Annotated in this window: 10 protein-coding genes; 8 read left to right on the top strand and 2 right to left on the bottom strand. The window is 62.7% G+C overall.

Annotated features, from left to right (window positions below):
- Positions 1-75 precede the first annotated feature (75 nt).
- From J0I79_RS11600 to J0I79_RS11580, 5 genes are all read left to right on the top strand, one after another.
- On the top strand, positions 76-987 hold the full coding sequence (locus J0I79_RS11600) for a toxic anion resistance protein (protein ID WP_292857923.1): 912 nt from the start codon (positions 76-78) through the stop codon (positions 985-987).
- 11 nt (positions 988-998) lie between these two features.
- Positions 999-2,570 (top strand): substrate-binding domain-containing protein, encoded by a 1,572-nt coding sequence (locus tag J0I79_RS11595; protein ID WP_292857920.1) that lies wholly within the window; start codon positions 999-1,001, stop codon positions 2,568-2,570.
- Positions 2,571-2,585: 15 nt separating this feature from the next.
- Complete coding sequence (locus J0I79_RS11590) at positions 2,586-3,203, top strand: 5-bromo-4-chloroindolyl phosphate hydrolysis family protein (RefSeq protein WP_292857917.1); 618 nt, start codon at positions 2,586-2,588, stop codon at positions 3,201-3,203.
- Complete coding sequence (locus J0I79_RS11585; protein ID WP_292857914.1) at positions 3,203-4,312, top strand: substrate-binding domain-containing protein; 1,110 nt, start codon at positions 3,203-3,205, stop codon at positions 4,310-4,312. Before J0I79_RS11590 ends, J0I79_RS11585 begins: the two co-directional genes overlap by 1 nt.
- Before the next feature lie 71 nt (positions 4,313-4,383).
- Complete coding sequence (locus J0I79_RS11580) at positions 4,384-4,842, top strand: hypothetical protein (protein ID WP_292857911.1); 459 nt, start codon at positions 4,384-4,386, stop codon at positions 4,840-4,842.
- 31 nt (positions 4,843-4,873) lie between these two features.
- On the opposite strand, the gene sthA is transcribed toward J0I79_RS11580, so the two are convergent.
- A complete protein-coding gene (gene sthA, locus J0I79_RS11575) occupies positions 4,874-6,265 on the bottom strand; it encodes a Si-specific NAD(P)(+) transhydrogenase (protein ID WP_292857908.1) in 1,392 nt (463 codons plus the stop codon).
- 203 nt (positions 6,266-6,468) lie between these two features.
- Between sthA and J0I79_RS11570 the strand changes: the two genes are divergently transcribed.
- The 3 genes from J0I79_RS11570 to J0I79_RS11560 all read left to right on the top strand — a co-directional run bounded on the left by J0I79_RS11570 (position 6,469) and on the right by J0I79_RS11560 (position 8,864).
- Positions 6,469-6,939 (top strand): RDD family protein, encoded by a 471-nt coding sequence (locus J0I79_RS11570; RefSeq protein ID WP_292857905.1) that lies wholly within the window; start codon positions 6,469-6,471, stop codon positions 6,937-6,939.
- Between the two features lie 136 nt (positions 6,940-7,075).
- On the top strand, positions 7,076-7,840 hold the full coding sequence (locus tag J0I79_RS11565) for an arginyltransferase (RefSeq protein WP_292857902.1): 765 nt from the start codon (positions 7,076-7,078) through the stop codon (positions 7,838-7,840).
- Between the two features lie 127 nt (positions 7,841-7,967).
- Positions 7,968-8,864, top strand: a complete 897-nt coding sequence (locus tag J0I79_RS11560; RefSeq protein ID WP_292857899.1) for a DMT family transporter — start codon at positions 7,968-7,970, stop codon at positions 8,862-8,864.
- Between the two features lie 14 nt (positions 8,865-8,878).
- Here the strand turns inward: J0I79_RS11560 and J0I79_RS11555 are convergent, their stop codons facing one another.
- Positions 8,879-10,093, bottom strand: a complete 1,215-nt coding sequence (locus J0I79_RS11555; protein WP_292857896.1) for an AI-2E family transporter — start codon at positions 10,091-10,093, stop codon at positions 8,879-8,881.
- Positions 10,094-10,306: the final 213 nt, after the last annotated feature.

Here is a 10,306-nt window from a genome sequence, read left to right as displayed (position 1 = left end):
GCCCGACCGAACGGTTCGGTCATTGGAAAATTGACTTCAACTCGCAGCATTTCTGCCGCTTCCGGGAGAGCCGTGATGAGAGACATCGACACCGATACGGGCATTGGCGGGGCCGGGCGGACCGTGGTCATGGAGATCGACCCGGCGCTCGGAAGCGCCGGCTCGAACGTGACGCAGCTGCGCCCCGAGACGCCGACCGGCGAGGCGAAGACCTCGCCCGCGAAGGGCGTGGAGGGTGCCCCCGGCGATGCACCCGCCAAGAAGGGTGGCCGCAAGCGGTTCGCCTTCCTCATCGCCGGGCTCGTGGTGCTCGCCGGTGCCGGCTGGTACGGCTACAATTGGTGGATCAACGGCCGCTTCATCGTCTCCACGGACGATGCCTATGTGCAGGCCGGCAAGAAATTCGTCGACGACTACCGTGCCAACGAACTGCCGAAGCTGAAGGCGGTGGCGGATAAGGCCGGAGGTGACGCAGGCGGTACGCTGGAGGCGCAGACTTACCAGGATGCTGTGCAGGCGCTCGACCGCCTGGAAAAGCGCGTCTTCTACCTGGTGCAGGCGCGCCAGCTCGGCATCCAGCAATTGCCGCAGATCCGCATCGTCCAGTCCGGCGACGAGACCCTGATCGAGAATTTGCAGGCGACCTCGGCGCTGACCGTGCCGGCATGGAAGCAGAAAATGGTCATCCTGCTTGGGCTGACCAACCAGAAATCGGCGCTCGAACTGCAAAAGACGGTGACCGACGCCACCAACGAGATGATCCGCCAGACCTCCAAGATGATGAAGGACCAGGCGATCTCGATCGAGGAGCAGGCGCAGCGCGGCATCGTCGATGTCGAAACGCTGGCGCAGGCCAACCGCGATCTCATCGACACGGTGCAAGGCGTGCTGAAGGTGCAGCAGGAGGGCCGCCAGAAGCGGGCCGACGCCGAAAAGCAGATGGACCAGATGACGCTCGATCTGAAGAAAGCGCTGACCCAGTCCTGATCGGAACCGCCATGCTGAAGACGCTGACGTCCGTTCTGCTGCTGACCCTTGCGGTGCTGCTTACCGCCTGCAATTCGAGCCATGTGAACTTCTCGATCGTTTCCGGGTCCGAAAACACGGTGCTGGAACCAATCGTGCAGGAATTCTGCGCCAAGCAGGGCGCGACCTGCACTTTCGCCTATGAAGGCTCGCTCGACATCGGACTCGGCCTGCAGCGGCCAGCCGGGCTCGATCAGGACGCGGTCTGGCCCGCCTCGAGCGTGTGGGTCGATCTTTTCGACACGGGCCGCAAGGTGCGCAACCTCACCTCGATCGCGCAGATGCCTGTCATTCTCGGCGTGCGCAAATCCAAGGCAGCAGAACTCGGCTGGGTCGGCAAGCCGGTCTTCATGAAGGACATTCTGGCGGCGGTGAAGGACGGCAGGCTCAAATTCCTGATGACGTCGGCGACACAGTCCAATTCCGGCGCCAGCGCCTATCTCGCCATGCTGTCCAGCGCGCTCGGCGGCAAGGAAGTGATCGAGCCCGGCGATCTCGACAATGCGAATGTGCGCGAAACCGTGAGCGCTTTGCTGCAAGGCGTCGAGCGCTCTTCGGGCTCCTCGGGATGGCTCGCCGATCTCTATGTCGAAAGTGCCGGCAAGGGCACGCTCTACGACGCGATGTGGAACTATGAAGCGACGCTGAAAGAGACCAATGACCGGCTGAAGCAGATGGGCAAGGAGCCGCTCTACGCCATCTACCCCGCCGATGGTGTCGCGGTCGGCGATTCGCCGCTCGGCTTCATCGACCATGGGCGCGGCGCGGACGTCGAGAAATTCTTCACCGACCTGCTCGCCTATCTGCAGTCGGACGCGGTGCGCAAGCGCATCGCCGACACCGGCCGGCGGCTCCCGCTCGGCGGCCAGGCGGTCCAGGCCACGGCCGAGCCCGACTGGAATTTCGACCCGGGCAGGCTGGTGACCTCGATCCGCATGCCCGAACCGGCGGTGATCCGCAAGGCGCTCGACCTCTATCAGGAGGCCCTGCGCAAGCCTTCGCTGACAGCGCTGTGCTTCGACTTCTCCGGCTCGATGGAAGACCAGGGCGAGAAGCAGTTGCAGGCCGCGGCGCAACTGCTGTTCACACCGGAGAAGGCCAGCGAGGTGCTGGTGCAGTGGACGCCGTCCGATCGCATCTTCGTCCTGCCTTTCGACGGCGCCGTGCGCGGCAATTTCGAGGCGACCGGCGATGCGGCCGGCCAAGCCAGGCTGCTGGCCGCCGTCGCCGAGCAGCATGCCGGCGGCGGCACTGACATGTATGCCTGCGCCCAGCAGGCGCTGCAGGAGATCACCGCGACCCCGGACCTGCCAAAATATCTGCCGGCGATCATCATCATGACCGACGGCCGCACCGACGGCAGCGCCGACCGGTTCCTCCAGCAATGGCGTGATGCCCCAGTGCGCGTGCCGGTGTTCGGCATCACCTTCGGCGATGCCGACAAGACCCAGTTCGCCAGCCTTGCCAAGGCGACTTCGGCGCGGGTATTCGATGGCAGCGGCGATCTTGCCGGCGCCTTCCGCGCCGCCCGCGGCTATAACTGAGATGCGCGGCTAAGCATGCGTGGCTTGTTCGGCAACGACTGGAACTGGATCGCGGCAGGCCTGATCTCGGCAGTGCTCCTGGTCGGTTTGAGTTTTCTCACGCATTTTCCGTTCCTGGTCTCGGCTGTCATCTCTGTGCTGGTTTTTGCCGGCCTGGTCTTCGTGCTGGCGCCGCGCCAATTGTTCGAAGGCCTCGACCTCGGATCGATCGGCGGCAGCCGTGTGGCGTTCGCGCGCGAGCTGCTGGCGCAGGCGCAGCCTGCCGCGGACCGCCTTACAGCAGCGGCGCGCAGCATCTCCGACAAGGATATGGCGGCCAAGGTCAAGAACCTGTCCGATATCGCCGCCGACGTGATCGCGCGGGTCGAAGCCAAGCCCGAAACAGCGTCTTCCGTGCGGCGCTTTCTAACCTATTATGTGCCGCAGGCGGCGGAAGTGGCCGAAGGCTATGCGACGCTGGCCAGCCGGCGCGCGCCGAGCCAGGCGCGGCTCGCCAATATCGGTTCTGTGATCGCCAAGCTGCAGGACGCCTTCGTGCACTATGCCGACAGCCTGGCCGATACCGAACTCGGTACGCTCGACGTTGACCTGCGGCTCATTCAGGAGTCGCTGAAAGAGGATATCGGTCGCTGATGGCCATTTCGCGCCGCGCTTTCGGACTGGGTCTGCTGGGTGCCGCCGCCGCCGGCACCGGTGGCTATCTGGCACTCAAGGACCGTCCGGAGTTCCGCGGTTATCTCGGCAACAAGGCGCATCTTTTCGGCTTCATCGGTGGCGAGAAGCAGGCTTTTCTAGCCGATCCGGATGTCGTCCATGCGCTGGGCGGCTACGGACTGGAGCTCGACGCGCGCGTCGCCGGTTCGGTAGAGATGGTGCGCGAGCCGGCCTTGCTAACCCAGAAACCGCAGTTCCTCTGGCCGTCCTCGTCGATCATGGTCGATCTGGCCCGCAAGAGCGGCGTGGCTATCCGCAACGACCAGGTGGTGCTGAACTCGCCGATCGTCATCTACACCTGGGGCCCAGTCGTGGAGGGCCTCAAGAAGAGCGGACTGGTTACGGTCGCCGCCAAAGGCGGCTACAACCAGCTCGATCTCAAGGCGCTGCTCGATGCCGTGCTGGCCGGCAAGAACTGGTCGGATCTCGGCATCGGCGAACTCTATGGCCGCGCGCGGATCGTTTCCACCGACCCCAACCGGTCCAATTCCGGCTTCATGTTCGCCGGCCTGGTGCTGAGCCTGATGAGCGGCGACGTCGCGACGCAGGAATTGCTGGCGCAGCATGGCGACCAGGCCAAGGCGATCTTCCGCGGCATGGGACTGAAGTCGTCCTCGTCGGGAAAGCTGTTCGACCAGTACATCGCCGGCGGCCTCGGCGCCGAGCCGATGGTGGTCGGCTACGAAAACCAGCTGGTAGAGTGGGCGCTCGCCGACCCGGCGCGTTGGCAAAGAGTGCAGGCCGGCATGGGCGCCAAACCCGAGATTCTTTATCCCAGACCGACCGTATATTCCGCCCATCCCCTGATCGTCATCGATCCGGCCGTCGACAGGCTGCTGGAGGCGTTGACCAGTCCGAAGCTGCAGGAACTCGCCTGGTCGAAACACGGTTTTCGCGGACTACTCGGCACCGTCGCGGGCGGAACCGAGACGGCCATTGCCGGCGTTCGTCCCGCCGAAATCGAGGCAGTGCTGCCGATGCCTTCGGCCGACGTGATGCTGGCTCTGCTCGCTCAGATGGACGGGTAGAACAGCCCCAGGGCGCAGTGACAGGGGTGATGGCGGCAACTAGAATATCGATGACACGATCGAGATATTCCATGGATGCTACGACCGTCGCGACAGAACCCGGGATTTTTGAGAGACTGTTCGCAGTAGTGTCCGTATGGACTTTGACGGCCCCGATTCCCGTGTCGGTAATTTGGGGGGATTCTGTCTGGATGATGGGGTTTGTGGGCGCGATCGTCGCTGCCTCGCTCGCGTTCCCCAGAAGATTAGTAGAGCTTCACGGCAGATTCGAACATCCCATCATCTATATACAACAAAATTTGAGAAACGACTGGACTGGATTGCCATACACAAAGTCAAATATCCGCATGATATACAATCTAGCAATGGCCCAAAAATATCATTATATTTTAACGCTAATTACTCTAGCTCACTTTATGATTTCGGGAGCAAAAAACGAGTGGTTCGCTGGAGGATACCTGGTAATCTTTGGCGCATTCTCGGCGATTTCGGCGTTGCTTGTGTCCCATTTCACGAGAAAAATTTCCTAGAACGACGCCAGCGCCCTTGAGAGATGGACATTTAGGAGCCTCGTCCCATCCTATTCCAGGCGTCCAGCCCGGCGATCTTGTAGGCTTCGGCCAGCGTCGGATAGTTGAAGGTGTTGTTGACGAAGAAGTCGACGGTGCCGCCGAGATTGATGACGGCCTGGCCGATATGGATGAGTTCGGTGGCGCCCTCCCCGACAATATGTGCGCCGAGCAGTCGGCGCGTCTCGATCGAGAACAGCAGTTTCAGGAAGCCGGTGTCGACGCCCATGATGTGACCACGCGAGGTTTCGCGGAAGCGGGCGACGCCGACTTCATAGGCGGCACCGCTTTGGCGGACCTGCTCCTCGGACTGGCCGACGGTCGAGATCTCCGGCACCGCATAGATGCCATAAGGAAAAGTCTCGGGCGGCGGCTGCAACGTCACGCCGAAAGCGGGGCAGGCGGCCACCCTGCCCTGCTCCATCGAGGTCGAGGCGAGGCTCGGAAAGCCGATGACGTCGCCGGCGGCGTAGATATTGGGCACGGTGGTCTGGAAGGTCTGCGGATCGACCTTGATACGGCCTCTCGAGTCGGCCTCGATGCCGACCACGTCGAGGCCGAGGCTGCCGACATTGCCGGTGCGGCCGGCCGCGTAAAGCACGACCTCCGAACGGATGGTGCGGCCATCGGCCAGTTCGACCTCGGCGGTCTCGGGCTTGGAGCGGATTTCCTTGACCGCGCTGCCCAGCCTTATCGTCATGCCGCGATCGCGCATCTGATGGATGAAGTCGTCGACGATCTCGCGATCGACGAAATCAAGGATTGAGTTGCGCGGTTCGACCAGCGTGACCGGCACATCGAGCGCCGAGAAGATCGTGGCGTATTCGACGCCGATGACGCCGGCGCCGATCACCGTCAGCGTGCGCGGCAGCCGGTCGAGTTCCAGCATCTCGTCGCTGTCGAAGACGCGCGTCTTGTCGAAGGGAACGTCATTGGGCCGATGCGGCCTGGTGCCGACCGCGATCAGCGCGTTGGCGAAGCCGACCTCGCTGTAGTCGCCATTGTCCGTCGTCAGGCTGACCTTGTTGGGGCCGAGAAATTTCACCGCCGCCCGCGCGCTCTTGACGGTGTTGCGCATGAACTGGTGTTGCAGCACTTCCACCTCGTGGTCGAGCGTCTTGTGCAGGCGCTCGATCAGGTCACCGACCGAAATATCCTGCTTCACGCGGTAGCCGCGCCCATAAAAACCACGCTCGCGCCAGCCCGAAAGATTGAGCACCGTTTCGCGCAGCGTCTTCGAGGGGATGGTGCCGGTGTGCACCGAAACGCCGCCTAAACGCCGGCCGCGGTCGACCACCAGCACTGACTTGCCGAGCTTTGCCGATTGCACGGCGGCGCGGCGGCCCGACGGGCCGCTGCCGATAACCAGCATGTCGTAGTCCATATGTCCCCGTCCCCTCGGCGTCTTGCTGCGCCGCAACAAGCTAACGCCATCCGCGATGCAAATTCAACCGGTTCAGACCGCCAGCCTTATTTCATCCCGCCTGTACGGTGATGAAGGGCCCGATCTTGATTCCGCCATCTGCCTTCACCATTTTCTGGCGAGGTGGGCGCAGGCTAAGCAGGCCCCTGTTACGAGGAAATGACATGAACGCGCGCGTTCTCGACGGCGAAATCATCAACACCCGGCTTGACGATGTCAGGGCCTATGAAGGCGTACGCACACGGCGCATTCTTGCCTTCGTGCTCGACTACATCATCGTCGCGCTGCTCACCATTCCCTTCGCCATACTGGTGTTCTTCCTCGGGCTTTTGACGCTCGGGCTCGGCTGGATGCTGTTCGGCGTCCTCGTGCCGGCTGTCGCCATCCTCTATATCTGGAACACGCTGGGCAGTTCCGACCAGGCCACCACGGGCATGAAGATGATGGGCATCCGCCTCGACCGCCTCGACGGCAGGCCGATCGACGGGCTGACCGCCGTCGTCCATTCCGTGCTGTTCTGGGCCGGCAACGTCATCCTGTCGCCGCTGGTTCTGCTGGTGACCTTGTTCTCGGACCGCAAGCGCACGCTGCACGATCTTCTGCTCGGCACCGTGGTCAGCCGCACCGGCCGCTAAGGCAGTTTCGCAAGCGCTATCGCCGTGTCGGCGCAAATGTGAAGGCCTCCTTTCGGGTGGGCCTTCACAATCCTGTTGAATTTTTCGCTTTCCGCGCCAAAGGTAGAGCGACTCGAAGGAGTATTTTCAAGGCTAGATGACGCAGCATCCGACCCAGTCGCCGCAGTTCTTCCTGACCGCGCCGTCGCCGTGCCCCTACCTCGACGGTCAGTTCGAGCGCAAGGTGTTCACGCATCTGGTCGGCGACAAGGCGCCTGAGATGAACGACCTCCTGACGCAAGGTGGCTTCAGACGTTCGCAGAACATCGCCTACAGGCCAGCCTGCGAAACCTGCCGAGCCTGCGTTTCGGTGCGTATCCTGGCGCAGGAATTCAACGCCAGCCGCAACATGAAGCGCGTGCTACAGCACAATGCCGATCTGGTCGGCGCCATGCACAATGCCGAGCCTTCGACCGAACAGTATTCGCTGTTCCGCAGCTATCTCGATGCCCGCCATCGCCGCGGCGGCATGTCCGACATGACCGTGCTCGACTACGCCATGATGGTCGAGGACACCCATGTCGACACCAAGGTGATCGAATACCGGCGGCGCGGCCCCGACACATTCATCACCGGCAAGGGACAGGGCGAACTGATCGCGGTGGCGCTCACCGACAAGATGGCCGACGGCCTGTCGATGGTCTATTCCTATTTCAACCCCGAATTCGAAAGCCGCTCGCTCGGCACATTCATGATCCTCGACCATATTGCCCGTGCCAAGGCGATGGGGCTGCCCCATGTCTACCTCGGCTACTGGGTCAACGGCTCGCGCAAGATGAATTATAAGATGCGCTTCATGCCGCAGGAGCATCTCGGCCCGAAAGGCTGGGAGCGCTATACCAACGAAGCGGTTTCACGCTGAGTTCTTCCACGATCCGCGCTTAAACTGTTTCAAGGCAGGGGATGCTGGTTTTTCAGCCGGTTGGCTGGAGAGTGTGCGCCATTGCACCATCGGCCGCCAGCCTGCATTTCATTGCGAAGGTTCCCGCATGTCCTCTCACTACGATCACCAGAAGGGCCTCCTGATAACCGCCATCGGCGGGCTGACGCTGACCGTCGACATACCCTTGATCCGCCTCGCCGATGGCGGCGCATGGACGATCATGCTCTTGCGCACCGGAACGACATTCATTGCGGGCATGGTCATCTGGTCGGTCTGGCGGGCGCTCAGCCGAAACGCGCCGCCGCTCATCCCCGGATGGTCCGGCCTGATCGTGGCGCTTTGCTATGGACTGACGGGAATCACCTTCGTCACCGCCGTCTTTCATACATCGACCGCCGACCTGGTGTTCATCCTGGCTTTCAACACCGTCTTCTCCGGCCTTCTGTCCTGGATCTTCCTGAAGGAAAGACCGCAACTGGTGACGATCGCGGCGATGGTGATCATGATCCTCGGCGTGCTGGTCATCGTCGGTGGGTCGGTCGGCACCGGCAAGCTGTTCGGCGATTTCATGGCGCTGTGCTCGGCGTTCTTCATCGCGATCGCCATCACCATCTCGCGCGCCAGCGGCAAGGATATGGGGTTCACCTCACTCGTCGGCGTGCTTCTGCCGATGGCCCTGGCAGCCTTCATGGTGTCGGGCGAAGGCTTTCATGTGAACGCGCCATGGTGGATCATCTTCAATGGCGCCGTCATCATGCCGATCTCGTTCTTCTGCCTGGCGGCCGGGCCGAAATACATTTCAGGACCGGAAGTGGCGATGTTCTATCTGCTCGAAACCGTGCTGGCGCCGGTCTGGGTGTGGGTGATCTTTGCCGAGACGCCAACCCGCAACAGCCTGATCGGCGGCGGCATCCTGATCGTCACGCTGATAGCGCACTCGCTCTGGCAGTTGCATGACGGGCGCAAGCGCCGGACCGACCTCGTGGTGCATCATCCGGTCTAACTGCATCCGCCCGATCAGGCATCTGCCTTCCTGGTCGCGTCGGGTTCCGGCAGCACCTCGATGCGCGGGCTTGCCTCGATCTCGGCCGCCGATCCGGCGGCCATGTCGTCGGCCAGTTCCACCTCGCGCAGCCACTCGCGCCAGATCGCGACAAGCAGCGCCATCAGCACAGGGCCGATGAACAGGCCGAGAAAACCCATGGTCTTGACGCCGCCGATCAGGCCGAAAAAGGTCGGCAGGAAAGGCAGTTTTATCGGCCCGCCGACCAGCTTCGGCCGCAGCGTCTTGTCGACGATGAACAGTTCGACCGTGCCCCATATGAACAGTGCCAGCCCCGGTATCAGCGAGCCGCTGGCCGCGAGGTAGATCGAGACCAGGGTGAAGGACAATGGCGCGCCACCCGGGATCAGCGCCATGATGCCGGTGAGCGCGCCGAGCGTCACCGGCGACGGCACGCCGGCAAGCCAGTAGGCGATGCCCAGCACCAGCCCCTCGCCGATGGCGATGATGGTCATGCCGGTCACGGTCGAGGAAATGGTCGCCGGCACGACGCGCGAGATCCGCTCCCAGCGGGTCGGCAGGATGCGCTCGCCGAGCCGGTCGATCTGGCCGGCGAAATTCTCCCCGTCGCGATAGGCGAAGAACAGCGCGATCATCATGAACAGCAGCGTCAGGAACAGGCTGAAGGCACTGCCGCCGGCGGCGAGCGCGCCGCGATAGATGCTGCCGATATTGGCGCCGCTGATCAGCTGGATCAACTCGCCGATGCCGCCGGGATGGCCGAGATTGGTCGTCCACTGCTCGTTCAACCAATCACCCACCACGGGCAGGGTGGCGATCCAGTGCGGTGTCGTGGCGCCATGCCGGTTGGTCTCGATCGCCCAGCCTACCCATTCGCGCACCTCGTTGATGGCATAGGTGCCGGCAAGCGCGATCGGTATCACCAGGAAGGCGAGGATGAACAGGATGGCCAAGGTGGCGCCGATGGTGCGGTTGCCGCCGACTCCGGCAAGCAGGCGCAGATAGAGCGGCCAACTGGCGAAAGCAATGACCAGCGCGGCCAGCACCGGGAACAGGAAACCGTGGAAGAAATAGACGCCGGCGGCGACAATCAGCACCAGAAGCCAGCGCGCCGCCGACAGTGGCGGAATGACGGCCGAGCGCAGCGGCGTCGACAGGCCGAACAGGCGCTGCTGCCGTTCCGGTTTCTGGATTTTTGATTCCTTCAAACGCTGGCCTTTCCCAAACACCCTTCCCCGTTATGCACCGACATAGTGCAGCAATCGTGACGATAGTCCAAATGATTGGGTTGCGTCTCTTCCTTCTCCCCTTGTGGGAGAAGGTGGATCGGCGCGCAGCGCCGAGACGGATGAGGGGTGTTCCAGCGGATCAAGGCGTTGGTGCCAAGCTGGAGCACCCCTCATCCGACCTCGCTTCGCGAG

The sequence above is a fragment of the Mesorhizobium sp. genome (assembly GCF_017306585.1).
Lineage (GTDB): Bacteria > Pseudomonadota > Alphaproteobacteria > Rhizobiales > Rhizobiaceae > Mesorhizobium.
The sequence above is the reverse complement of the archived record's forward strand: the minus strand, read 5'-3'. Positions and strand labels throughout refer to the sequence as shown.

Bases quoted from the DNA above. Each gene is read 5' to 3' on its own strand.
- J0I79_RS11600 (WP_292857923.1), top strand. From the start codon at position 76: ATGAGAGACATCGACACCGATACGGGCATTGGCGGGGCCGGGCGGACC.
- J0I79_RS11595 (WP_292857920.1), top strand. From the start codon at position 999: ATGCTGAAGACGCTGACGTCCGTTCTGCTGCTGACCCTTGCGGTGCTG.
- J0I79_RS11590 (WP_292857917.1), top strand. From the start codon at position 2,586: ATGCGTGGCTTGTTCGGCAACGACTGGAACTGGATCGCGGCAGGCCTG.
- J0I79_RS11585 (WP_292857914.1), top strand. From the start codon at position 3,203: ATGGCCATTTCGCGCCGCGCTTTCGGACTGGGTCTGCTGGGTGCCGCC.
- J0I79_RS11580 (WP_292857911.1), top strand. From the start codon at position 4,384: ATGGATGCTACGACCGTCGCGACAGAACCCGGGATTTTTGAGAGACTG.
- sthA (WP_292857908.1), bottom strand. From the start codon at position 6,265: ATGGACTACGACATGCTGGTTATCGGCAGCGGCCCGTCGGGCCGCCGC.
- J0I79_RS11570 (WP_292857905.1), top strand. From the start codon at position 6,469: ATGAACGCGCGCGTTCTCGACGGCGAAATCATCAACACCCGGCTTGAC.
- J0I79_RS11565 (WP_292857902.1), top strand. From the start codon at position 7,076: ATGACGCAGCATCCGACCCAGTCGCCGCAGTTCTTCCTGACCGCGCCG.
- J0I79_RS11560 (WP_292857899.1), top strand. From the start codon at position 7,968: ATGTCCTCTCACTACGATCACCAGAAGGGCCTCCTGATAACCGCCATC.